This window comes from Micromonospora sp. NPDC005686 (assembly GCF_042871665.1).
GTDB lineage: Bacteria > Actinomycetota > Actinomycetes > Mycobacteriales > Micromonosporaceae > Micromonospora.
In genome coordinates this window covers 1-23502 of the sequence record NZ_JBIAIY010000015.1, presented here as the reverse complement: position 1 = coordinate 23502, position 23502 = coordinate 1, and the positions used below count along the sequence as shown (strand labels likewise).

At 70.2% G+C, this 23502-nt stretch carries 21 protein-coding genes; 16 read left to right on the top strand and 5 right to left on the bottom strand.

The features are described from left to right. Positions 1 to 21: 21 nt before the first annotated feature. The 3 genes from purB to ACFYON_RS26870 form a co-directional block, all read right to left on the bottom strand. On the bottom strand, positions 22 to 1446 hold the full coding sequence (gene purB / locus ACFYON_RS26880; RefSeq protein ID WP_354866132.1) for an adenylosuccinate lyase: 1425 nt from the start codon (positions 1444 to 1446) through the stop codon (positions 22 to 24). 85 nt (positions 1447 to 1531) lie between these two features. Further along, entirely contained in the window at positions 1532 to 1726 is a 195-nt protein-coding gene (locus tag ACFYON_RS26875; protein ID WP_354866134.1) for a hypothetical protein, read from the bottom strand. 85 nt (positions 1727 to 1811) lie between these two features. Beyond that, positions 1812 to 3104 (bottom strand): acetyl-CoA C-acetyltransferase, encoded by a 1293-nt coding sequence (locus tag ACFYON_RS26870; protein WP_354866136.1) that lies wholly within the window; start codon positions 3102 to 3104, stop codon positions 1812 to 1814. 55 nt (positions 3105 to 3159) lie between these two features. On the opposite strand from ACFYON_RS26870, the gene ACFYON_RS26865 reads away from it, so the two are divergent. The 7 genes from ACFYON_RS26865 (at position 3160) to ACFYON_RS26835 (ending at position 10218) form a co-directional block, all read left to right on the top strand. After that, positions 3160 to 4518 (top strand): 3-oxoacyl-ACP reductase, encoded by a 1359-nt coding sequence (locus ACFYON_RS26865; RefSeq protein WP_354866138.1) that lies wholly within the window; start codon positions 3160 to 3162, stop codon positions 4516 to 4518. Beyond that, the gene (locus tag ACFYON_RS26860; RefSeq protein WP_354866140.1) at positions 4518 to 5573 is read left to right on the top strand and encodes a MaoC/PaaZ C-terminal domain-containing protein; all 1056 of its coding nucleotides are present in this window, start codon (positions 4518 to 4520) and stop codon (positions 5571 to 5573) included. Before ACFYON_RS26865 ends, ACFYON_RS26860 begins: the two co-directional genes overlap by 1 nt. A gap of 86 nt (positions 5574 to 5659) precedes the next feature. Then, positions 5660 to 6412: an NUDIX domain-containing protein gene (locus ACFYON_RS26855; RefSeq protein ID WP_354866142.1), complete on the top strand. Its 753-nt coding sequence runs from the start codon at positions 5660 to 5662 to the stop codon at positions 6410 to 6412. After that, complete coding sequence (locus ACFYON_RS26850; RefSeq protein WP_354866144.1) at positions 6409 to 7350, top strand: serine/threonine protein kinase; 942 nt, start codon at positions 6409 to 6411, stop codon at positions 7348 to 7350. Before ACFYON_RS26855 ends, ACFYON_RS26850 begins: the two co-directional genes overlap by 4 nt. 10 nt (positions 7351 to 7360) lie before the next feature. Then, a complete protein-coding gene (locus ACFYON_RS26845; RefSeq protein ID WP_354866146.1) occupies positions 7361 to 8320 on the top strand; it encodes a hypothetical protein in 960 nt (319 codons plus the stop codon). Then, positions 8317 to 9576, top strand: coding sequence for an adenylosuccinate synthetase (locus tag ACFYON_RS26840; protein ID WP_355093829.1), 1260 nt, complete (start codon positions 8317 to 8319; stop codon positions 9574 to 9576). The genes ACFYON_RS26845 and ACFYON_RS26840 overlap by 4 nt, the downstream gene beginning before the upstream one ends. 24 nt (positions 9577 to 9600) lie before the next feature. Continuing rightward, on the top strand, positions 9601 to 10218 hold the full coding sequence (locus ACFYON_RS26835) for a DedA family protein (protein ID WP_387190405.1): 618 nt from the start codon (positions 9601 to 9603) through the stop codon (positions 10216 to 10218). Positions 10219 to 10224: 6 nt separating this feature from the next. Here ACFYON_RS26835 and ACFYON_RS26830 read toward each other — a convergent pair whose 3' ends face one another. After that, entirely contained in the window at positions 10225 to 10863 is a 639-nt protein-coding gene (locus ACFYON_RS26830) for a TetR/AcrR family transcriptional regulator (RefSeq protein ID WP_354866152.1), read from the bottom strand. Positions 10864 to 10941: 78 nt separating this feature from the next. Between ACFYON_RS26830 and ACFYON_RS26825 the strand changes: the two genes are divergently transcribed. From ACFYON_RS26825 to ACFYON_RS26810, 4 genes are all read left to right on the top strand, one after another. Further along, a complete protein-coding gene (locus ACFYON_RS26825) occupies positions 10942 to 11394 on the top strand; it encodes an SCP2 sterol-binding domain-containing protein (protein ID WP_354866154.1) in 453 nt (150 codons plus the stop codon). Between the two features lies 1 nt (position 11395). Then, the gene (locus tag ACFYON_RS26820; RefSeq protein WP_354866156.1) at positions 11396 to 12610 is read left to right on the top strand and encodes an acyl-CoA dehydrogenase family protein; all 1215 of its coding nucleotides are present in this window, start codon (positions 11396 to 11398) and stop codon (positions 12608 to 12610) included. Between the two features lie 167 nt (positions 12611 to 12777). Further along, a complete protein-coding gene (locus ACFYON_RS26815) occupies positions 12778 to 14343 on the top strand; it encodes an AMP-binding protein (protein WP_354866158.1) in 1566 nt (521 codons plus the stop codon). Positions 14344 to 14420: 77 nt separating this feature from the next. Beyond that, the gene (locus tag ACFYON_RS26810) at positions 14421 to 15923 is read left to right on the top strand and encodes a N,N-dimethylformamidase beta subunit family domain-containing protein (protein ID WP_354866160.1); all 1503 of its coding nucleotides are present in this window, start codon (positions 14421 to 14423) and stop codon (positions 15921 to 15923) included. 54 nt (positions 15924 to 15977) lie between these two features. Here the strand turns inward: ACFYON_RS26810 and ACFYON_RS26805 are convergent, their stop codons facing one another. Then, positions 15978 to 16505 carry a hypothetical protein gene (locus ACFYON_RS26805; protein ID WP_354866162.1) on the bottom strand — a complete coding sequence of 176 codons (528 nt, stop codon included), beginning with the start codon at positions 16503 to 16505 and terminating at the stop codon, positions 15978 to 15980. 481 nt (positions 16506 to 16986) lie between these two features. Here ACFYON_RS26805 and ACFYON_RS26800 point away from each other — a divergent pair, with 481 nt between their 5' ends. The 5 genes from ACFYON_RS26800 to ACFYON_RS26780 all read left to right on the top strand — a co-directional run bounded on the left by ACFYON_RS26800 (position 16987) and on the right by ACFYON_RS26780 (position 23053). Continuing rightward, the gene (locus tag ACFYON_RS26800; protein WP_387190411.1) at positions 16987 to 17715 is read left to right on the top strand and encodes an NUDIX domain-containing protein; all 729 of its coding nucleotides are present in this window, start codon (positions 16987 to 16989) and stop codon (positions 17713 to 17715) included. Then, a complete protein-coding gene (locus ACFYON_RS26795) occupies positions 17712 to 18866 on the top strand; it encodes a purine phosphorylase (RefSeq protein ID WP_387190414.1) in 1155 nt (384 codons plus the stop codon). Before ACFYON_RS26800 ends, ACFYON_RS26795 begins: the two co-directional genes overlap by 4 nt. Beyond that, positions 18866 to 20851, top strand: a complete 1986-nt coding sequence (locus ACFYON_RS26790) for a hypothetical protein (protein ID WP_387190418.1) — start codon at positions 18866 to 18868, stop codon at positions 20849 to 20851. Before ACFYON_RS26795 ends, ACFYON_RS26790 begins: the two co-directional genes overlap by 1 nt. Before the next feature lie 800 nt (positions 20852 to 21651). After that, on the top strand, positions 21652 to 22164 hold the full coding sequence (locus ACFYON_RS26785; RefSeq protein WP_387190422.1) for a hypothetical protein: 513 nt from the start codon (positions 21652 to 21654) through the stop codon (positions 22162 to 22164). Positions 22165 to 22252: 88 nt separating this feature from the next. Further along, the gene (locus ACFYON_RS26780) at positions 22253 to 23053 is read left to right on the top strand and encodes a hypothetical protein (RefSeq protein WP_387321147.1); all 801 of its coding nucleotides are present in this window, start codon (positions 22253 to 22255) and stop codon (positions 23051 to 23053) included. Positions 23054 to 23502 lie beyond the last annotated feature (449 nt).

Genomic DNA, 23502 nt, shown 5'->3' with positions numbered 1-23502 from the left:
CCACGAGACCGGGCCAGGCGGTCAGAGGATGGGAGGCGGGGAGTAGGTGGCGGCCTGGGGGTGGGCCTCCACGATCCTGGTAATTCTGGCGGTCACGCGGTTGACCTGGTCGGCGGCGGCACCCACGAAGGCGTTGCGGTCCGCCACCAGGGTGTCGATCTCGGGCCGGGTCAGGCCGAGGCGGCCGTCGGCGGCCAGGCGGTCGAACAGGTCGTTCTCGGTCGCGCCCTTCTCCCGCATGGCCAGCGCCACGGCGACCGCGTGCTCCTTGATCACCTCGTGCGCGACCTCCCGGCCCACACCCCGGCGTACGGCCGCCACCAGGATCTTCGTGGTGGCGAGGAACGGCAGGAAGCGCTCCAGCTCCCGGTTGATCACCGCCGGGTAGGGGCCGAACTCGTCCAGCACGGTGAGGAACGTCTGGAACAGCCCGTCGGCGGCGAAGAACGCGTCCGGCAGCGCGACCCGGCGCACCACCGAGCAGGAGACGTCGCCCTCGTTCCACTGGTCACCGGCCAGCTCGCCGACCATCGACAGGTAGCCCCGGATGATCACCGCGAAGCCGTTCACCCGCTCCGACGAACGCGTGTTCATCTTGTGCGGCATCGCGCTGGAACCGACCTGACCGGGCTTGAAGCCCTCGGTGACCAGCTCCTGGCCCACCATCAGCCGGATCGTGGTCGCCAGCGACGACGGCGCGGCGGCCACCTGCGCCAGCGCGGAGAGCACGTCGAAGTCCAGCGAGCGCGGATAGACCTGGCCGACGCTGTCCAGCACCCGGCGGAAGCCCAGGTGCCCGGCCACCCGCTGCTCCAGCTCGGCCACCTTGCCGGCGTCGCCGTCGAACAGGTCGAGCTGGTCGGCGGCGGTGCCCACCGGCCCCTTGATCCCGCGCAGCGGGTAGCGGCCGATCAGGTCCTCCAGCCGCTCGTACGCGATCAGCAGCTCCTCCGCCGCGGACGCGAAGCGCTTGCCGAGCGTGGTGGCCTGCGCGGCGACGTTGTGCGACCGGCCGGTCATCACCAGCGCGGAATACTCGCCCGCGTGCCGGCCCAGCCGGGCCAGCGTGGCGACCACCCGGTCCCGGATCAGCTCCAGCGAGGCGCGGATCTGGAGCTGCTCGACGTTCTCGGTGAGGTCCCGGGAGGTCATCCCCTTGTGCACGTGCTCGTGCCCGGCGAGCGCGCTGAACTCCTCGATCCGGGCCTTCACGTCGTGCCGGGTGACCCGCTCACGCGCGGCGATCGAGGCCAGGTCGACCTGGTCGACCACCCGCTCGTACGCCTCGACCACCCCGTCCGGCACCGGCACGCCGAGATCACGCTGGGCCTTGAGCACCGCCAGCCAGAGGCGGCGCTCCATCCGGACCTTCTCCTCCGGCGACCAGAGGGCGACCAGTTCGGGCGAGGCGTACCGGTTGGCGAGCACGTTCGGGATCGTCGTCACGTACCTCAGTCTTTCACGACGCCCGGGCGGGCCCCGGCGACGCCGGTCCCCGGTCCGGCCTGTGGGCAGGCCGGACCGGGAGCCCTCAGCCCAGCCGGATCTTCGGGTCCAGCGCGACGGCGGCCATCTCCTCGGCGGTCAGGAGGTACCGGTCGGTGAACGAGGTTGTCTGCACGCTCACCCGGGTGCCGTCGGCCCGCTTCACGATCACGAACCGCACGTTGATCGGCCCCCGCCCGGACGTGGGCGGCGCACCGAGGCCCCGCGACTCGAACGTCACCACCCGCTCGCCGTCCGGCCCGGTGAACAGGCGACAGGCGACTCGGGTTGCCCGCCCGGCCGACGAACCGGGCGGGCGTCGCCCGTCAGCGCTCCAGGATCGCGGTCACACCCTGCCCACCGGCCGCGCAGATGGAGATCAGGCCGCGCCCGCTCCCCTTCTGATCCAGCAGCTTGGCGAGCGTGGCGACGATCCGGCCGCCGGTGGCGGCGAACGGGTGCCCGGCCGCCAGCGACGAGCCGTTGACGTTCAGCTTCTCCCGGTCGATCGAGCCGAGCGGGGCGTCCAGGCCGAGGCGCTCCTTGCAGAACTCCGGCGACTCCCAGGCGGCGAGCGTGGCCAGCACCTGCGAGGCGAACGCCTCGTGGATCTCGTAGAAGTCGAAGTCCCGGAGGCTGAGCCCGGCGCGGGCCAGCATCCGGGGCACCGCGTACGCGGGGGCCATCAGCAGGCCCTCGTCGCCGTGCACGAAGTCGACGGCGGCGGCCTCGGACCAGGAGAACCAGGCCAGCACCGGCAGGTTGTGCGCCTGGGCCCACTCCTCGGAGGCGAGCAGCACCGTGGACGCGCCGTCGGTGAGCGGCGAGGAGTTGCCGGCGGTCATGGTGGCCCGCTCGGCGTCCGCGCCGGAGGCGCCGAAGACCGGCTTGAGCGAGCCGAGCTTCTCCAGGCTGGTGTCCGGCCGCAGGTTCTGGTCGCGGGTCAGCCCCAGGTAGGGGGTCATCAGGTCGTCGAAGAACCCCTTGTCGTACGCGGCGGCGAGCCGCTGGTGCGAGCGCAACGCGAGTTCGTCCTGCGCGGTCCGGTCGACGTTCCAGCGCAGCGCGGTCCGGGCCGCGTGCTCACCCATGGACAGCCCGGTACGGGGTTCGGCGTTACGCGGGATCTCCGGCTTGAACGGCTGGTGCGGGCGCAGCTTCGCGGCGACCTTGAGCCGTTCGCCGAGCGTACGGGCCGAGTTGAGCTGGAGCAGCGTGCGCCGCATGTCCTCGTTGACGGCCAGCGGCGCGTCCGAGGTGGTGTCGACGCCACCGGCGATGCCGACCTCGATCTGCCCGAGGGCGATCTTGTTGGCGACCAGGATGGCGGCCTCCAGGCCGGTGCCGCAGGCCTGCTGGATGTCGTACGCGGGGGTGTGCGGGTCGAGCCGGGAGCCGAGCACGACCTCGCGGGTGAGGTTGAAGTCGCGGGAGTGCTTGAGCACCGCGCCGGCCACCACCTCGCCGACCCCCTCGCCGGCCAGCCCGAACCGGGCGACCAGCCCGTCGAGCGCCGCGCCCAGCATGTCGGAGTTCGACGCGTGCGCGTAGCGCGAGTTGGACCGGGCGAAGGGGATGCGGTTGCCCCCGATGACCGCGACCCGCCGGACACTCTGCACGATCGGCCTCCCTCGAAACTGTTGCCCCAACCCTACTCGCCAGTAGGCTACGCCTATGACCGACAGGTACGCGAGCTTCGTCCAGACGGGGGCCGGTCGCGCGCTGGTCAAGCGCCTCGGGCTGCCCGACCCGCCCCGACTGCGCCGGCACAAGCCGGGCGACCCGCTCGTTCCCGGGCCGGTCCTGCTCGGCTCCTCGGCCGGTGGCCGGATCGCCGAGCCGGCCGGAAAGATCCTGACCGCCGCCGGGGTCGAGCTGGCCGACCCGGTCGCCACCCACGACGCCGACCGCCGCTTCGCGGCCCTGGTGTACGACGCCAGCGGCATCACCGACTCCGCCGGGCTGCGCCAGCTCTACGACTTCTTCCACCCGCAGGCCCGGTCGCTGCTGCCCAGCGGTCGGGTGATCGTGCTGGGCACGCCGCCGGCCGAGTGCGGTTCTCCCCGGGAGGCCACCGCCCAACGTGCGCTGGAGGGCCTGACCCGCAGCATCGGCAAGGAGTTCGGCCGGGGCGTGACCGCCCAGCTGGTCTACGTGACCCGCGACGGTGACGCCGGCACTCCGGTGAGCCTGGAGTCCACGCTGCGGTTCCTGCTCTCCGGCCGGTCCGCGTACGTCTCGGGCCAGGTCGTCCGCGTCGGCACCGGCACCGCCGTGGCGCCGGCCGACTGGGACCGGCCGCTGGACGGGCAGGTGGTGCTGGTGACCGGCGCGGCCCGGGGCATCGGCGCGGCGCTGGCGAAGGTGCTGGCCCGCGACGGCGCCCAGGTGGTGGCGCTCGACATTCCGGCGGCCGGGGACGAGTTGGCCGCTGTCGCGAACGACATCGGCGGCAGCGCGGTGCAGCTCGACCTGACCGCGCCGGACGCGCCGACCCGGCTGGCGGAGCATCTGGCGTCCCGGCACGGCCGGGTCGACGTGGTGGTGCACAACGCGGGCATCACCCGGGACAAGACGCTGGGCCGGATGGACGCCGACCGGTGGGACTCGGTGATCGACGTGAACCTGTCCAGCCAGGAGCGCATCAACGACGTGCTGCTGGAACGCGACCTGATCCCGGCCGGCGGCCGGATCGTGTCGGTCTCCTCGATCGCCGGGATCGCCGGCAACCGGGGGCAGACCAACTACGCCACCAGCAAGGCCGGCGTGATCGGCCTGGTCGACTCGCTCTCCCCGGTGCTGCGCGAGCGCGGGATCAGCCTGAACGCGGTCGCGCCGGGCTTCATCGAGACCCGGCTGACCGCGCGTATTCCGCTGACCATCCGCGAGGCGGGCCGGCGGATGAACAGCATGGCCCAGGGCGGCCTGCCGGTGGACGTGGCCGAGACGATCGGCTGGCTGTCCTGGCCGGCGACCGGCGCGGTCAGCGGCAACGTGGTCCGGGTCTGCGGCCAGAGCCTGCTGGGGGCGTGATGGCGAAGGACCACGAGGAGGATCTGACCCTGCACGACCTGATCGAGGGCCCCACCCGCGACCTGACCTCCGCCCGAGCCGCCGCCCTCGCCCAGACCAACGCCCGCCCGGCGTCCGGCGATCATGAAGTTGACGGCACTTCTGGAGATCCACAAGGCGGCCAACTTCATGATCGACCGAGCCAAGGGGCGGCGGGGCGGCGGCGGGTCGCGCTGGACGGGTTGCCTGCCAGTGGGGCGCTCTACCGGCGTGCGCTGCTGGGAGCAGTGCCTGGGGTTGGAGGGCGGCGCGGGACGGACGTGCCGGGACTGGAACTCGCCGTCTCCGGGGTCGCCGTGGACCAGCGGCACCTGGCGGACTACGACCGGGTGTGCGGGTTCCGGCTGACCGACCGGCTGCCGGCGACGTACCTGCACGTGCTCGGGTTCCCGCTGTCGCTGCGGCTGATGACGAGTCCGGGCTTCCCGATCCCGCTCACCGGCGTGGTGCACATGGCCAACCGGATCACCGTGCACCGGCCGGTCGAGGTCGGCGAGAGCGTCGACTTCCACACGTACGCGGAGAACCTGCGCCCGCACGAGCGGGGCCGCCAGCTCGACGTGGTGCTGATCGGGTCGATCGGTGGCGAGGAGGTGTGGCGCGGCGTGTCCACTTACCTCGGGAAGGAGCGCGCCGCAGGCGGCGGCCCGCGGCGCGACCGGGGTGACCGCCCGGCGCCGCCGGCCTTCTCGGCCCAGTGGCGGGTGACGCCCCAGGTGGGTACGGATTACGCGCGCGTCTCCGGCGACCACAACCCGATCCACACCTCGAAGCTGGGCGCGCGGCTGTTCGGCTTCCCGCGCCCGATCGCGCACGGCATGTGGAGCAAGGCCCGCTGCCTGGCCGCGCTGGAGCCCCGGCTGCCCGAGGCGTACACGGTGGACGTGTCGTTCAAGCTGCCGGTGCCGCTGCCGTCGACTGTGGCGTTCAGCGCCTCGGCGGCGGGCGCGGGCTGGGACTTCTCGCTGCACAGCGCCCGGGACGGAAGGCCGCATCTGGTCGGCTCCGTGCGCTGAGTGAAAGAGGGGACTTGCCGTCCCCTCTTTTCGGCGCTAAGTTGTTCTCAGATTGAGTTGTTCTCAACCTGAGAGAGTGAGCGACCGTGAACGAGCAGGACTTCCTTGCCGGATACGACCCCCGGGACTACCCGGCGGTCGCGGTCACCGTCGACGTGGTCGCGCTGACCATCCGCGAGGGCGCGCTGCACCTGCTGCTGATCCGTCGCGGCGCACCGCCCTACGCGGGGCACTGGGCGCTGCCCGGCGGCTTCGTCCAGCCGGGCGAGGACCTGGCCACGGGCGCCCGGCGCGAGCTGGCCGAGGAGACCGGCCTCGGCGGCGAGCGGCTGCGCCGGGTGCACCTGGAACAGCTCGGCAGCTACGGCGCCCCGGACCGCGACCCGCGCATGCGGGTGGTCTCGGTCGCGCACCTGGCGTTCGCCCCCGACCTGCCCGACCCGGTCGCCGACACCGACGCCGACGAGGCGATCTGGCTGCCGGTGACCGCGCTGACCAGTCGCCAGCTCGCGTTCGACCACGGCCGGATCATCGACGACGGGCTGGAGCGCGCCCGCTCCAAGCTGGAGTACACGCCACTGGCCACCCGGTTCCTCGCCCCCGAGTTCACAGTCACCGAGCTGCGGGAGGTCTACGAGACGGTCTGGGGCCACCCGCTGCACGCCGGCAACTTCCACCGCAAGGTGCTCTCGGTGCCCGGCTTCGTGGAGAGCACCGGTGCCAGCACCGAACGCGGCGGCGCGCGCGGCGGCCCTCGGGCCAAGCTCTACCGCGCCGGAGACGCCCGGCTGCTGCACCCGGCGCTGCTGCGCCCCGCCCGGGAGGAGACGGTGCGGTGAGGACCGAGGAGGCGATCCGGCTGGTCACGGCCGCGCGCACCGACGCCGACCTGTTCGGCACGCAGGAGCCGGCCCGCCGCTACCGCGAGCTGGTCGGCGCGCTGCACCCCGACCGGCTGGGCGCGGCCGACCCGGGGGTGCGCGCCGCCGCCAGCGACGCGCTCGTCACCGTCACCACCCGGTGGCGCACCCCCGCCCCGATGTACGCCGGCGACGTCGCCGACCTGCACGACCACGGGAACGGGCGGCTGCTGAAGGTGGCCCGGCACCCGGGCGACAACGACCTGATGGCCCGCGAGGCGCGCGCGTTGCGCCGGATCGCCGAGCGCGGCGACGCCCGGCATCTCGCGTACGTGCCGCAGCTCGTCGACTCCTACCCGGCGCGGGACCCGTCGAGCGGCGTGCAACGGCAGGTGAACGAGCTGGTGACAGTACCCCGGCTGCACAGCCTGGACGACGTGCGCCGCGCGTACCCGGACGGGCTCGACCCGCGCGACGCGGCCTGGATGTGGCGACGGCTGCTCGTGGCGCTCGGCCTGGCCCACCGGGCCGGCGTGGTGCACGGCGCGGTGCTGCCCCGGCACGTGCTGATCGAGCCGGACGCGCACGGCGTGGTGCTCGTCGACTGGTGCTTCTCGGCCGAGCCGGGCGGTCTCGTGCCGGCGCTGGTGCCCGGCCAGGAGGACTGGTATCCGCCGGAGGTCGCCGCGAAGCGGCAGTGCGGCCCCGGCACCGACATCGCGATGGCCGCCCGCTGCATGACCTGGCTGATGGCCGGCCGCGTGCCGCGCGAGCTGCGCGCCTTCGCCGACGGCTGCCAGGGCTCCGCGCTCGCCACCCGGCCGGACGACGCCTGGCGGGTGCTGCGCGAACTGGACGAGGTGCTGCACCGGCTGTACGGGCCGCGCACCTTCCGACCCTTCACCCTCAACCCCTAAGGAGGCTGCCATGGGCAGTGGAGCCTGGTCCACCGACGTGTACGACGCCGCCGACCGTTACCGGCGCCGCACCGGCAAGAGCGCGTTCGCCTACAGCGACAGCGGGGCCCGCAAGGTGCACCCGGCGCTCGACCCGCGCGACGCGGTACGGGAGAGCCGCGACTCCGCCGAGCACCCGCAGTCGACGCCGATCGCCGTGCTGTTCGACGTCACCGGCTCGATGGGGCACGTGCCGCGGGTGTTGCAGAGCAAGCTGCCGCACCTGCTCGGCCTGCTGCTGCGCCAGGGGTACGCGAAGGACCCGCAGGTCATGTTCGGCGCGATCGGCGACGCCACCTGCGACCGGGTGCCGTTGCAGGTCGGGCAGTTCGAGTCCGACAACCGGATGGACGACGACCTCGGCCGGATCGTGCTGGAGGGCGGCGGCGGCGGTCAGATGATGGAGTCGTACGAGCTGGCGCTCTACTTCATGGCCCGGCACACGGCCACCGACAGCTGGGACAAGCGCGGCCGGCGCGGCTACCTGTTCATCATCGGCGACGAGCTGGCGTACCCGGCGGTGAAGACCGCTGAGGTGGCCCGGCTGATCGGCGACGACCTGCGCGAGAACGTGCCGGTCCGGCAGGTCGTGGACGAGGTGACCGCACGCTGGGACACCTACTACCTGCTGCCCGCCGGCAGCCACTACGCGGGCAACCGCAAGGTGCTCGACTTCTGGCGCGGCCTGCTCGGGCAGAACGCGGTCGAGCTGGACGACCTGGACGCGGTCTGCGAGACGATCGCGCTCACCGTCGGCCTCGGTGAGCAGGCCATCGACCTGGAGGCCGGGCTGCGCGACCTGGACCGGGCCGGTTCGAAGGCCACCCGCACCGTGTCGAAGGCGCTGGCCCGGGTCGGCTCCGGCCGGCGCGCGGTGGCGACGCTGCCGTTCAGCCCGGCCGACGGCGGAAGCGGGGTCACCCGGCTGTGAACCACGTGATGGTGGTCGACCTCGGCTACGGCGACGCCGGCAAGGGCACAGTGGTGGACCTGATCTGCGCCACCCGGCAGGTGCACACGGTCATCCGCTTCAACGGGGGCGCGCAGGCGGCGCACAACGTCGTCCTGCGCGACGGGCGGCACCACACGTTCGCGCAGTTCGGCGCCGGGACGTTCCGTCCGGGCGTACGGACACACCTGGCGCGGCACGTGGTGGTGGACCCGCTGGCGCTGGCCGCCGAGGCCGACCATCTCGCGTCGGTCGGCGTCCCCGACGCGCTCGACCGGCTGACAGTGGACGGGGAGGCGCTGCTCGCCACCCCGTACCACCGGGCCGCCAACCGGGCCCGGGAGATCGCCCGGGGAGCCGACCGGCACGGCTCCTGCGGGCTCGGGGTGGGCGAGGCGGTCGCGTACGGCCTCGCCCACCCCGCCGAGGCGCCCCGGGTGGCGGACTGCCGCCGCCCGGCGGTGCTGCGCCGCCGCCTGGCCGCGCTGCGCGACCGGCTCACCGCCGAGCTGGGACCGCTGGACGCCCCGCCGGTGGAGGACTGCCTGCCCGCGTACGCGGCCTTCGCGCGGCGGGTGGCGATCGTCGACCGAAGCTGGCTGGCCGGCGCGCTGCGCGAGGGCACCTGCGTGTTCGAGGGCGCGCAGGGGGTGCTGCTGGACGAGTGGCACGGCTTCCACCCGTACACGACGTGGAGCACCACGACGTTCGCCAACGCCGAGACGCTGCTCGCCGAGGCGGGCATGGCCGGGACCGCGCAGCGGCTCGGCGTGCTGCGGACGACCACCACGCGGCACGGCCCCGGTCCGCTGGTCACCGAGGACGCGGCGCTGCCGTTCACCGACCGGCACAACGGGACGAACCCCTGGCAGGGCCGGTTCCGGTTCGGGCACTTCGACGCGGTCGCCCACCGGTACGCGCTGGAGGTGGCCGGCGGCGTGGACGGACTGGCGCTGACCCATCTCGACCTGGCCGGCCCGAAGCTGCGGATCTGCCGCCGGTACGAGGACACCGACCGGCTCGTTCCCGGCCCGGCCGGTGACCTGGACCGGCAGGCGGCGCTCACCGAGCGGTTGCTGCGCGCCCGGCCGGTGCTGGACGAGGCACCGGCGGACTGGCCGGCGGCCGTCTCGGAGGCGCTGGAGACGCCGGTGGTACTCACCTCGCACGGCCCCACGGCCGAGGAGAAGGAAGGGCCCCTCGTTAACGCATTTTGCCTGGGAAGGGCCCCCGCTTAACACCGCACCGCCCAGCATGGGTGCATGGGGGACGTGCTCGACCTGCTGCACCACACGGTGACCTCGCCGTGGGTGTACCTGGTGATCATCGCGGTCACCGCGGTCGACGCGTTCTTCCCGGCGGTCCCCGGCGAGACAGTGGTGATCACCGCCGGGGTCTTCGCGGCCGGCGGCGAGCCGAACCTGGTGCTGGTGATCCTGACCGCCGCGTTCGGCGCGCTCCTCGGCGACCACATCTCGTACGCGATCGGGCGCGGCGGCGGCGCGAACCGGCTGGCCCGCTTCCCGGCGGACAGCAGGCGGCGGGCCGGCTCGGAGTGGGCCCGCCGGGCCGTCGACAGGCGCGGCGGGATGATCCTGACCACCGCCCGGTACGTCCCCGGCGGCCGCACCGCCGTCACGCTCACCATGGGCGCGGTCCGCTATCCGGCACGCACGTTCTTCCTGTACGACGGCCTGGCCTGCGTCACGTGGGGGATCTACTGCGGGCTGCTCGGCTACTTCGGCGGGCTGGCGTTCGAGCACAACCCGGTCTCCGGGCTGCTCGCCGGCGTCGCCATCTCGCTGGCCGTCACCGGCCTGTTCGAGGCCGTCCGCTGGGGCCGGCGGCGGGCGCACCGGCGGGCCGCCGTCCGTCGCTGACCGGCGTCACGCCACCGGTGGGTGCCAGGTGACGCCGCGCAGGAGCTGGTCGGCGCCGAGCCAGGCCACGTTCATCATCCGGGTCGCGGTCTTCCCGGCGTCGGCCTCGGGGTGGTCGGCCAGCCAGTCGGCGAGCGACTCACTGGCGCCCACCAGCGCGTACGCGACCACCTCCAGGTCGGTGGCGCCGATCTCGCGGCCGGACGCGCGCAGGGCGTGGTCGAGCATCCCGGCGACCACGTCGACCAGCCGGCCGCGCATGGTGGCGAGTTCGGCGGCGAACGGCTGGGAGCCGCGGGCCTGCCGGTAGAGCACCGCCCAGCCGTCCCGGTGTGCGCCGACGAACCCGAAGAACGCGCGCAGCCCACGCCAGAGCCGCTCGTCGGCGGGCAGATCGGGCGCGGCGGCGCCGGCGATCGCCTCCATCATCCGGGTGCTCTCCCGGTGCAGGCAGGCGATGAAGAGCTCCTCCTTGGTGCCGAGGTAGGCGTAGACCATCGGCTTGGAGATGCCGGCGTCGTCGGCGATCTCGTCCATGCTGGCGGCGTGGAAGCCGCGGCGGGAGAACACCTTCACCGCCGCGTCGAGCATCTGCTGCTCGCGTACGGCCCGGGGGAGGCGCTTGAAGGTCGGCGTGCTGGACACTCTTGCGAGCATACCTACCCGTGCGTAAGGTTACGCCAGAGTAACCAAAGTGGCCCCGCCCGAGAGGTGCAATCCCTTATGACTGACTTCGACCCCGCCAACTTCGCGAACGTCGGCCCGAAGGAGTTCGCGCAGCTGGTCAAGTCCACGCCGGACGCCAAGATCGCCGAGGTCATGTCCGGCGAGTCGCGCGACAAGATCCTCAGCGAGGTCTTCAACCGGATGCCCGCGCTGTTCCGCGCCGACCGCGCCGGCGCCACCAACGCGGTCATCCACTGGAACATCACCGGCCGCCCGGACGGTGGCACCGACACGTACGAGATCGTCATCGAGAACGGCACCTGCACCGTCTCGGAGACCGCGACCCGCGACCCGAAGCTGAGCCTCACCATGGGCCCGGTCGAGTTCCTGAAGATCGTCTCCGGTGGCGCGAACCCGGTGATGATGTTCATGACCGGCAAGCTGAAGGCCAAGGGCGACCTGGGCCTGGCCGCCAACATCGCCAACCTGTTCGACATCCCCAAGGCCTGACATGGCCGAGTTCTCGCTCGACCTGAACGAGGAACAGCGGGATCTTCGCGACTGGGTGCACGGCTTCGCCGCCGAGGTCGTGCGCCCGGCCGCGGCCGAGTGGGACGCCCGGGAGGAGACCCCCTGGCCGATCATCCAGGAGGCGGCGAAGGTCGGCCTGTACGGGTTCGAGTTCCTCGCCACCTGCTGGGCCGACCCCACCGGCCTCTCCCTGCCGATCGCCAGCGAGGAACTCTTCTGGGGTGACGCCGGCATCGGCCTGAGCATCTTCGGCACCTCCCTCGCGGTCGCCGCGATCTACGGCGCCGGCACCCCCGACCAGCTCGTCGAATGGGTGCCGCAGTGCTTCGGCGACGTCGACTCGCCGGCCGTCGCCGCGTTCTGCACGAGCGAGCCGGAGGCCGGCTCCGACGTCGGGTCGATGCGTACCCGCGCCGTCTACGACGAGGCCACCGACGAGTGGGTGCTCAACGGGCAGAAGGCGTACGCCACGAACGGCGGCATCGCCGGGGTGCACGTGGTCACCGCCTCGATCGAGCCCGAGCTGGGCTCGCGCGGGCAGGCCGCGTTCGTCGTACCCCCGGGCACGCCCGGCCTCGCCGCGACCCGCAAGCTGCGCAAGCTGGGCCTGCGCGCCTCGCACACCGCCGACGTCTTCCTCGACGACGTCCGGGTGCCCGGCCGCTGCCTGCTCGGCGGCAAGGACGCGCTCGACGAGCGGCTGGCCCGCGCCCGGTCCGGGCAGCGCGCCTCCGGCCAGGCGGCGATGCGGACGTTCGAGCTGTCCCGCCCGACGGTCGGCGCGCAGGCGCTCGGCGTGGCCCGCGCCGCCTACGAGTACGCCCTGGACTACGCCAAGGAGCGGGTCCAGTTCGGACGCCCGATCATCGCCAACCAGGCGGTCGCGTTCGCGCTCGCCGACATGAAGATGGAGATCGACGCGGCCCGGCTGCTGGTCTGGCGCGCGTCCTGGATGGGCCGCAACAACCGGCCGTTCACCGCGGGCGAGGGCTCGATGTCCAAGCTCAAGGCCGGCGAGGTGGCCGTCTCGGTGACCGACAAGGCGGTCCAGCTCCTCGGCGGCGCGGGTTTCCTGCGCGACCATCCGGTCGAGCGGTGGTACCGCGACGCCAAGATCTACACCATCTTCGAGGGCACCTCCGAGATCCAGCGGCTGGTCATCTCCCGGGCCATCTCCGGGATGCAGATCCGCTGACCGCCGGCGGGCCGCGGCCCGGCCCGTGACGACACCCCGTGCCGTCGCGGGCCCGGCCGCCGCTCCCGGGCCGACCCGAACCGCGATCGGGCACAAGATCACGCCGAACCGGACGGCAGACCGCCCGGAGCCTGGTCGACGAACCACGAACGCGAAGGAGTTGCGCCGTGGACCTGCCGTTCATCGCCGCCACGCTGACCCGACGTGGACTGCTCGCCCCGGGCGGACCGATCCGCGTGGTCTCCCAACTGAACGCGCTGCGCCGGTGGGGCTGGAGCCTCGCCGGAGAGCTGCGCCAGGCCGCCGTCCGCGACCCCGGCCGCGTCGCCGTGGTCGACGAGCAGGGCACCACCATGACGTACCGGGAACTGCTCGACCGCTCCGAGCGGCTGGCCCGGTCCCTGCGCTCCCACCTCGGCGTGCAGAGCGGCGACCGGGTCGGTGTGCTCTGCCGCAACCACCACGGCCTGATCGAGGCGATAGTGGCGGCGATGCTGCTCGGCGCGGACGCCGTCCTGGTCAACACCGGGCTGTCCGCCGCGCAACTCGTGACGGTGGCCGAGGAGCAGGGCCTGCGCGTCCTCGTGCACGACGGCGAGTTCACCGAACGCGTCCTCGGCCTGCCGCCCGAACTGTACCGGGTCGACGAGCGGCGGCAGGAGGAGCTGATCGCCGCCGCCGTCCCGGGTGAGAAGCTCACGCCGCCGGACCGGGACGGACGCACCATAGTGCTGACCTCCGGCACCACCGGGGCGCCGAAGGGCGCCCGCCGGCCCACCCCGCACGGCTTCGGCCCGCTGGTGTCCATCATCGACCGGATCCCGCTGCACGCGAAGAACACCGTGATGGTCGCCGCGCCGGTCTTCCACACCTGGGGGTACGCCGCGCTCCAGGTCTCGTTCGCGCTGCGCGCCACAGTCGTGCTGCACCGCCGCTTCGACCCGGCCGCCACGCTCGCCGCGCTCGTCGACCAGCGGTGCGACGCCATGTTCGCCGTACCGGTGATGCTGCAACGGCTGATGGAGGTGGCGCCGCCGCAGCCCCGGCCCCCGCTCAAGGTGGTGGCGGTCAGCGGATCCGCGCTGCCCGGCAACCTGGCCACCGCGTTCATGGACCGCTACGGCGACGTGGTCTACAACCTCTACGGCTCCACCGAGGTCTCCTGGGCCTCCATCGCCGGCCCGGCCGAGCTGCGCGCCGCGCCCACCACGGCGGGCCGCCCGCCGCACGGCACCCGGCTGGCCATTCTCGACGGCAACGGCCGGCCGGTTCGCGACGGCGAGGTCGGGCGCATCTTCGTGGGCAACGAGATGCTGTTCGAGGGCTACACCTCGGGCACCGGCCGGGAGAGCCGCGACGGCCTGCTGGACACCGGCGACCTGGGCCGGCTCAACGCCGACGGGCTCCTCTTCGTCGACGGCCGGGCCGACGACATGATCGTCTCGGGTGGCGAGAACGTCTTCCCGTCCGAGGTGGAGGATCTGATCGCTCGGCTGCCGCAGGTCCGCGAGGTCGCCGTGATCGGCGTACCGGACCCCGACTACGGTCAGCGGCTCGCCGCGTTCCTGGCGCTGCACACCGGCGAGACGCTCGACCCGGAAGCGGTCCGCGAGTACGTCCGCCGTTACCTGGCCCGCTTCTCCGTGCCCCGCGACGTGGTGTTCGTCAAGTACCTGCCGCGCAACGCCACCGGCAAGGTACTCAACCGGGAGCTGCGCCGCTACTTCGACTGATCAACATCGGTCAGACAGCTCGGGCCTCCCGGTGCTACGGTCTCCCCCGATCGAACGGGGAGACGGGGTGTACCACAATGGACCGGTTTCGGCGCCGTACCGCTCTCGGCCTTCTCGTCGGCGGCGCGTCCGCCGCCGCCCTCGGCCCGCTCGACCCGGTCTTCGGCGACCGGCCCGGCGACTCACCCAACCGACTGCCGATCCCGCCGGTCTCGCCGGTCGAGCGGGAGAACCGCGCCGTCGGTGAGCCGTGGTGGCCGGAGGACGACGGCCGGGCCGCCGACGACCGGCGGCGCCAGATCCAGGGGTACGCCTCGACGACGAGCGTCGCCCCCGGCGAGGAGATCGAGTTCCACGTCGCGGTCAAAGCGGCCGGCCGGTTCCGGATCAGCGTGCACCGCCTCGGCTGGTACGGCGGCGCGGGCGCCCGCACGATGCTGACCAGCCCCGAGCTGCGCGGCGTGCCGCAGCCGGTGCCGATCGCCGACCCGGACACCGGCGTGCTCGACTGCCGCTGGCCGGTGTCCTGGCGGCTGTCCGTCCCGCACGGCTGGGCCTCCGGCCTCTACCAGGCGGTCTTCACCTCGGCCGACGGCTGGCGGGCCTGCACGCCGTTCGTGGTGCGCGACGACCGACGCCCGGCCGCGCTGTGCGTGGTGCTGCCGGTGACCACCTGGCAGGCGTACAACCAGTGGCCGCGCGACCGGCGGGTCGGCAAGAGCCTGTACGGCGGCTACCGGCCCGACGGGCGGCGCGACCCCGAGCTGCGGGCCCGCGCTGTCACGTTCGACCGTCCCTACTCCGGTGCCGGCCGGCCCTTCCACTTCGACCGCGACGAGGCCGCGATCCGGTGGCTGGAACGCAACCCGTACGACGTCAGCTACGCCACCAGCTTCGACCTGCACTCCGGCCGGCTCGATCCGACCCGGTACCGGGGCCTGGTCTTCTGCGGGCACGACGAGTACTGGTCGGCCGAGATGCGCCGGGCCACCGAGGTCGGACTGGCCGGGGGCACCAGCCTGGCGTTTCTCGGCGCGAACAGCGTCTACTGGCACGCCCGTATCCACCCCGCCGCCGACGGCCGCCCCGAGCGGGTCGTCGAGTGCGCCAAGACCGACCCCCGCCGGGGTGCCGACGGCAGCGACCCGACGTTGACCTGGCGCAACCTCGACCAGCCGGAACAGGCGCTGCTCGGCGTGCAGTACAACGGCATCGTGCTGACCCCGCAGCCGCTCGTGGTGCGCGGTGCCGACAACTGGGTGTGGGCCGGCACCGGCGTGGCAGACGGCGACCGCATCCCGGGGGTGGTCGCGGGCGAGGCGGACGGGGTGCACGCCGCCCTCGCCCGGCCCGCCGGGACCACGCTCAGCTCGTCGCCGTACCCGGCCCAGCAGGGCGGGCGGCGGGTCCAGAACAGCCACGTCTACGAGACGGCACGCGGCGCGGTGGTCTTCGCCAGCGGCACGCTCGGCTGGACCATGGCACTGGACCAGCAGGGGCACCGTGACCCGCGCATCGAGCGGGCCACGGCGAACGTGCTCGACCGGATGGCCGGCCGGCGTCGCACGACATCGACCTGATCCGAGCCGCTACGGGCTGCCCGCCGCCCCGTCCGCCGAGCGGGAGAACACCACTCACGGATAGAGCGTCAGCCCCGGTGCCTGCGCCAGAGCCGCCAACTGACCGACGGTGAGCAGTGGATACCGGGCCCCGCGGGTCGGCTCGCGGTTCGCACCGACCTCCGCGTTGCTGGTGGTCACCGTCACCGTGGTGCCGTCCGTCCGCGCCACGACCGCTTGGCGGTGCACCACCCCGGGCACCCCGTCCGGCGTCTCGACGACCAGCAGCTCACCGCCGTCGGGCAGCTCGGTCCTCGTGCAAGCGGCGCCGGAGGGGGCGCGCTGCTCGCAGTCGAGCCGCTCGCCCACCCCGGTGGGTCGGACCGAGACGTGCAGGGGCCCCTGCTCGGTGGCCGTGGCCAGTCGCCCGCCCGCGGTGTACTCCCGGTAGCTCCGCTCGTACTGGAACTGCGGCGCGGTGCAACCGGGCAGGACCCCGCGCACGGTGACGCCGGACGGCACGTCGTTCTTCAACGCCTCGCGCAACTCCGCCGACAGCCGTTGCACGGCCGCCGCCGGCGCTTCGGTGGGAAGCGTCCGCACCGTCGGATCCGACTGCATCGGCGCGGTTGGTCCACTCGGCTTCGGCGTCACCGGTGCGCAGGCGGGCGACGTGGGAGAGCCGGCGGGCCCAGGCCATCCTGGGGCTGGGCGGCCCGAGGACGTGTCGACTCCCAGGCCCCGCACGACGGGCGGGGCGACGAGCACCGACGCCAGCGTCACCGCCACCACGGCACCACCTGTCATCCATCCCCGCCTCCGGCGATCCCGGTGATACGTGGTGATCAGTCGGTCCAGGTCGATTCGGCTGGGTGGCGCCTCCATTGTCGCCGCCCGCAGTTCCCGCATCAGCTCATCCATCGGTCCGCACCTCCAGACGGCCTCGCAGCGTCTTGAGCGCTCGCGCGGCTTGGCTCTTCACTGTAGTCAAGGGTTGTTAAGAGCCAATCCGTGTACGCAGGGCGCTGAAATCCGACACTCGGCGGCCTTCCTGTCAGAGTGACAGTAAGTCTATGGTCGATTCATGTCTGACGATCACTGGGTTCCGCCGACCGTCCTTCTTGCGGTTGACCTCGTCATCCTCACCTTGCGGGAGTCGTGCCTTCATGTGCTGTTGATCGAGCGCGGGGTTGAGCCCTATCAGGGTGCCTTGGCCCTGCCTGGCGGTTTCCTCGGCCACGAGAAGGAAGACCTCGTGACGGCTGCCCATCGAGAGCTTGCCGAGGAGGCGGGCTTGGGGCCGGATCAGTTACACCTCGAACAACTTGGCGTCTACGGTGCGCCAGATCGTGACCCCCGAGGGCGGGTGGTCTCCGCGGCTTACCTGGCCATTGCCCCTCGGCTACCCGAGCCGGTCGCCGGCACGGACGCATCTCGGGCGTGTTGGACGTCGGTGGAGCAGGCGTTGTCCGGTGACGTGCAGCTCGCCTTCGATCATGAGCAGATCCTGACCGATGGGGTCGACCGTGCGCGGGAGAAGTTGGAGCGCTCGGCGCTCGCCACCGCCTTTTGTGGTCCGACCTTCACGATCTCCGAGCTTCAGGACGTCTACGAGGCGGTGTGGGGCGTGCCGCTCGATGCGCGGAACTTCTACCGGAAAGTGCAGAGCGTGGACGGCTTCATCGTCCCCGCCGGGCCGAGTCGCAAGACCGATGGCGGGCGTCCCGCTCGGCTATTCCGTCCCGGGCCCCGCACGACTCTTCACCCTCCGATGATGCGACCCCTCAGCGAGGCAGACAGGGAGACAGCGTGAGCACGAACAGCGGTTTCGTCGTGATCCTCACGGCGCTGGACCTTGAATACGCAGCGGTCCGGGACCAACTGACCGACCTACGTGTACGGCGGCACCCCGCCGGCACCCGCTTCGAGGTCGGCCGGATCAGTCAGAGCGACTGCCGGGTCGCCTTAGGGCTGGTCGGTAAGGGCAATCATCCGGCCGCGGTGCTCGCCGAGCGGGCGATGGCCGAGTTCTCCCCGGCCGCTGTGCTGTTCGTGGGAGTCGCCGGTGGCCTTTGGCCCAACATCCGACTCGGTGATGTCGTCGTCGCCAGTAAAATTTACGCCTACCACGGCGGCACCAGCGAGGACGACGGTTTGAAGGCCCGGCCGAAGGCGTGGGAGATCCCCCACGAGGCCGACCAGATCGCCCACCACGTCGACAGGTCCGCCGCGTGGCGCCAGGGTCTTCCCGCAGGCGCAGCGCCCAAAGTCCACTTCGGGCCGATCGCGGCAGGGGAAGTGGTGCAGGACTCGGGAATCTCCGAACAGGCCCGCTGGATCCGCCAGCACTACAACGACGCGGTAGCGATCGAGATGGAAGCGGCCGGTGTGGCCCAGGCGGGCCATCTCAACCGTGCCCTGCCCGTGGTGGTCGTGCGCGGCATCAGCGACCACGCCGACGGCAGCAAGGCAGCCACGGACGGACAGGACTGGCAACCGAAGGCCGCACGCCACGCCGCCGCGTTCGCCACCGCACTGGCGCGAGACCTGATCATCGACGGGCCGGCCAGCCGAGGCGGCGCGGACCGGGACGGGAGCCCCACGATGCCGACGACCAACCGCAACATCGCCACCGGGAACGCCCACGTCGGGGTGCAGGCCGGGCAGATCTACGGCAACGTCACCGTCGGTGCTGGCGCCAATCAGCCGACCGATCTGACAGCGAGCATCGGAGACCTGCGAACCCACCTCAAGCAGGCCCACCTCGACGGACAGTTGGACGAAGAAACCTACGCCGCGGCCGAGTCGGAACTGGAGGCGGCAACGGCATGCGTCGCGGCGGGCACAACCGAGAAGAAGAGTGGCCTGATGGTCGCGCTCAAGCGGTTGTGGGGCCTGGTGGCCGACGTTTCTGAGCTGGCGGCGCGGCTTACGGCGATCATCGCCGTGGTGCGGGGGATGTGATGACGACCGCGACCAACGTCGCACAAGGAGACGCACACGTCGACGTACAAGCAGGCGTAGTTCACGGTGACATCAACTTCTACCGGCTGCCACCGGACTCCAGCCCGCAGGAACAGTTCGCCGCCGCACTACACTATCTCGACGGGCGTGTTCGCGATGAGGCGCGCACGCTCATCGAAAAGGCGGTCGCTGGCGGCTATGTCACCACTAAGGTCCAGTTCTTTCGGCTCATCACCCTGCTGAGCGGACGTACCCTGCGCCAGCTCGCCCCCGAGGAACTAGATCGCCTCTTCGCTATCTGCGCCAGCCTGCCCAAACTCGACGACCGTGACGAATGGGCGGCGGGGTTGAAAGCGATCATCCGCCTCCTGGCCCCGGTTTGCGACGCCGAGACGGATCTCGTGGTCAAGGAAATCGATGCGCTGGACCAGCGTCAACGCGACGAGATCTACGGCCACCTCGAGGCGCTGCTCGAGGGTGCGATGCAGGACGAGATGTGGCAGAAGTCCGTCGCCCTGGCGCAGTCGCAACGCACGAAGGACGACCGATCCAGCAGGATTTGGAAGTTCTTCCACCCCACACCCGCTCAGCCTCGGACCCTGCCGGTGCAGCCCGCCGCTGTTCCGCTCCGGGACTGGCTACGCGCCGTCGCCGGTGCTGCCCTGTTCACCCTCGCCGTGGTGCAGATGACCCTGCTGGTGGCGGTACGCGGCGCGCTCGACCCGTTCCTCGGTCTACTCGCCGGTCTGGTCGGGCTTACCGCCTTCTGCGTCGGCGGGGCAGACCGGTACTACCGCGGGACACGACTGCGCGCGAAGGAAGCACAGACCCGTCCACCACAGCAGCGGCGACGGGAGGCACCACCGGATGGCTTCGCCCGCAAGGTGGACCGGCTCTTCAACCGCTACTTCGGCCAGTACGTGCCCGAAGGAACCGACCGAACCTACTGGGTCGCACAGACGGCAGGAATCCGGCGGCACCTCCGCGACGAGGTGGTTGAGATCTACCGGGAACAGCGCATCGAGGCTGAACGAATCGCCTGGCTGGTCCGATATCTGGTAGGCGATGTCCGAGGGCAATGGGAACGGGACACGCTGACGGCGTACCGCCAGCAGTTGCGCACTCCTGCCAGGACCTGGTTCCTCCGCGTCGGGGGATTGACTCTCCTCGCCGCTGGGAGCCTCTGGGCCGTTCCTGCCGTAGTGACCAGCGCCCCCTTGTCCGGCACGGGTTGGTTCCTGCTCGCGGTGGCGTCCGCCGTGCCGGCGGTGCGCTCGATGTTCCGAATTGTTGCCGAGCAACGCAGGGTCGTCGACGACCAAGCAGAACGAGACGACAAGGCCACCGCACGCTGGGAGGCATACCACAGGTGGTGCCACAAGCTGTCCGACAAGCCATCGGACACCGAGATGGCCGCCTGGTTGGAAAGCGACCGCAAAGTCCTGGTCAACCAGGCCATGCAGCAGTACCGACTGCGTCCCAGCCACGTGATCGCACACGCCTTCATCGAGGCACCAGCACCCTCCTGCAAGAAAGCTCGGTACCCGCAGGGTCCGTGGCGGTACTCCCGGTATCGCCTGCTGCTGTTTCTGCTCACCGACGACGGTGTCCGGCAGGCCAACATCGATCTCGACTTCGAAACCGCCGCAAGCCGCACCACCCAACGACTCAACTACCGCTTCGACGCGGTCGCCGCGGTCCGGATCGACGGGATCGCCACCCAACAGCAGACCTTCGAGCTGACGCTGTTCAACGGGAAACCCATCTCCATCCGGGTCAGCGAACCTGACAACGAGACGCTCCAGCACGACGAGAACGCAACCAAGATCGCTGAACTGTCGCTGGACGCCGCTGGACTCAGTCACACCTTGCACGTCCTTGAGGGTGTTGCCGCAGAAGGTAAGGAGTGGGTCAAACACCGACGCCGCCGTGCCGACGAAAGACTCGCCAACCTCGCGGGTGCCCTACGCGGGCTGCTCAGTTAAGCCAGGATGGCTGACGCCCGGGACGGGATCGGGCCAGAGTCCACTCATCTGGACGGTGCAGGAGAGCCAGACCCGCAGAGCCACGAGAGGCTCGATCGTAGCCAAGGCAAGGAAGCGGGCCAACGTACTGACGTATTGACGCTTTCCAGATCGCACGAATGTCCATTCGGCTCCGCCTAACCGTCCTGACGGCCGCTAGGACAGACGCATCTGAGCGGTCGTGAACACAACCCGCGTGCGCGGTGGGATGCAGGAAGTGGGATACCCGTCGTACGGGCAACGGCTCATCCACCAATCAAACGTGACTCTGCACCCAAACGTACTAGGCATTTCAGCAGCCGTTCGAACGCTTGAGCGAATTGATCTAGATCGCTCACCCTCCACACAGGGCCGCCGTTAGTGCAGCATGGAACTCGCCCAGCAGATCCAGATCAGTCAGCGCTTCGCGATGTATCATGAGCCCTCCCCCGAGTTCTGCACCGAGAGGCAAGTTCATGACAACCTCACCCTCCAAGTCGGCAGATACTCCTCGCGCTCACGGCGCTAGTTTCCCATGGCATTCGCTGGTCGATTCCGTCCAACTCATCAAGGATGCAGGTAGTCACGGAAGAGCCCACTCGGCACAAGCCCTAGCCGGGTACGCCGGGCACAAGACGCACACGAGCGGCCCATTCCGGCGGAAGATCGCAGCACTCAAAGACTGGGGGCTAATCACAGGATCTAATGACCGCTACACGTTGACTGAGTCTGCGGTAGTAATCGCGCACCCTCCATCCAAGGACGAGGAGCGCGAGGCTCTCATGAACTCATTTAAACAGAGCGGCTTATTCTGGAGCGTCTACGAAAATTCAGCCAAGGGGCGTTTTATTGAACTCGCCTCAATTGGAAACTCTGCCGTAGGCAATCTCGGAGTTGCGGTCGCCTCGAAGGACCGTTTTGTCAAGAGTCTGGTAGACAGTGCAGTGCTTGTAGGTCTGGCGGAGCGGGTAGGGAACGACAAGCTCCGCTTCATTCCGGCTGGAGACCATACGTTGGACGATGGGGAAAGCCTCCATCCGTCGGCGCCTTCGCCGCGCCAAGGCGAGCCAGTGGGGTCCGCGACATCCGGTTTCCAAGGTTCAGCCACCCCTTCATCACCGATCGTTCGCCAGGCGTTTCCCGTTGCCGGAGGCGAAGTATCCTTTCAAGTTACAACGAGCGAGGCGCTTTCGCCCTCAGCGTTCATGCAGCTTGCAAAGGTTATGGAAGAGCTTGGAAACTTGGCGAAAATCATCTCTCCGACGGAGACCTCGAGTGCCGATCTTTCCGAGTAAGGGTTGGAACGCTTACGAACAAGCTCTGAGAGCGGTAGGCGAAGAGAGGTCGGTAGGCGCAGACTGCGAGTTTCTCCGAGCGATAGGGATGATCCAGGAGGACGGACGGCTATCGGCCGCAGGGCGCCAATACTTCAATCTCAAATTCATTCGTCAAGACAAAGGCGCTGCTCTGGAGATTCTGCAGACTTGCCTGATCAACTATCGGCCCATCGAGGCTATTTGTCAGCTTCTCTCCGGAGTTGTTGGCGCAGACCGGGGCAGTGCCGAGTCTATACTGCGCAGCCAAGGAATGGGTGATGGCCTCACTGACAGGGCCTTGGGGTCGCTACTTTCGCTGATGTCCTCAACAGAAGTAATTCGCTACCACAGAGGCAGGATTGAAGTTCTGATTCAGCCTTCCCAGCTCGATTCCCCTCCCAGTAGCGTCTTTGTAAGCAGAGCAACTTCCTATGGCAATAAAGTTTGGCTACGACGGATCCTTGAAGAATGCGAAGGCTTCATATACTGGCTCGACAAGCATTTCCTGCCGATCGCACTTGAATCGCTTTGGGAGGCGGCAGACGGTAACCGAGTTTCCGAGGTACGCATCCTGTCATTGCGCTTGGAGCAAAACTCCGGAAGGAAAGCCCTGCGTGACTATCGTGATCTGCGGGGAGAGCTAGGCCATAGAGGCATCTCTTTAGAATGGCGGGTTGTTGATAGTTCCCAGATCAAGGACACCCATGACCGTTGGATCATCGGAGTTTCTAGCGCCCGAAACGTTCCAGACGTCGGCACCATCTATTCAGGTAACCACTCTGAGCTGAACCGCAGCGAACAGTCGAAAGCTCTCCAAAAGCTCTTCGATGGCTACTGGCATGTCGCTCAACCAATAGATCCGCAATGAACCAATCAGACCGAACAAGCGATGTGTAGAGTCAAAAGCTTGAAATCTTCGCCGCGTGGACGGATGTCGTTCTAAACCTTCGGGCCAAGCTGACGTAAGAACGAACCTTCGACGGCCTTGACCGACTGCGGATAGAGCGGACGAGGGTTCTAGAGGACGCCCCGTCTTCCGTGCACAAAAAGATCGATCACAATCCCACGGTCAGCTTATCCGTTCGCCTTAAATGAAACCAGGCCGGGACGAGTCGTCCCCGGCAGCGCGGCCCCGAGCGGGAACCGAGTGCGAAACGGCCATCCGCGGAGCCATCGGAACGGTCATCGCGCTGGCCCGCTGTGAAGCCGGCTAGATCCTCTTAGAGCGTGTTTGAGAAGGTCTGTTGTGGACGGCGTGGTGGCATGACTTCCACCGGCGAGACGGGCAGGGTGGCGCGGTGTCTGCACGCCGTGGCT

Excerpts from the sequence above, each read along its gene's own strand:
- ACFYON_RS26835 (WP_387190405.1), top strand. The coding sequence starts at position 9,601 with ATGGGGGACGTGCTCGACCTGCTGCACCACACGGTGACCTCGCCGTGG.
- ACFYON_RS26785 (WP_387190422.1), top strand. The coding sequence starts at position 21,652 with ATGAACTCATTTAAACAGAGCGGCTTATTCTGGAGCGTCTACGAAAAT.
- ACFYON_RS26800 (WP_387190411.1), top strand. The coding sequence starts at position 16,987 with ATGTCTGACGATCACTGGGTTCCGCCGACCGTCCTTCTTGCGGTTGAC.
- ACFYON_RS26825 (WP_354866154.1), top strand. The coding sequence starts at position 10,942 with ATGACTGACTTCGACCCCGCCAACTTCGCGAACGTCGGCCCGAAGGAG.
- ACFYON_RS26860 (WP_354866140.1), top strand. The coding sequence starts at position 4,518 with ATGGCGAAGGACCACGAGGAGGATCTGACCCTGCACGACCTGATCGAG.
- ACFYON_RS26790 (WP_387190418.1), top strand. The coding sequence starts at position 18,866 with ATGACGACCGCGACCAACGTCGCACAAGGAGACGCACACGTCGACGTA.
- ACFYON_RS26820 (WP_354866156.1), top strand. The coding sequence starts at position 11,396 with ATGGCCGAGTTCTCGCTCGACCTGAACGAGGAACAGCGGGATCTTCGC.
- ACFYON_RS26780 (WP_387321147.1), top strand. The coding sequence starts at position 22,253 with ATGATCCAGGAGGACGGACGGCTATCGGCCGCAGGGCGCCAATACTTC.
- ACFYON_RS26810 (WP_354866160.1), top strand. The coding sequence starts at position 14,421 with ATGGACCGGTTTCGGCGCCGTACCGCTCTCGGCCTTCTCGTCGGCGGC.
- ACFYON_RS26845 (WP_354866146.1), top strand. The coding sequence starts at position 7,361 with ATGGGCAGTGGAGCCTGGTCCACCGACGTGTACGACGCCGCCGACCGT.
- ACFYON_RS26865 (WP_354866138.1), top strand. The coding sequence starts at position 3,160 with ATGACCGACAGGTACGCGAGCTTCGTCCAGACGGGGGCCGGTCGCGCG.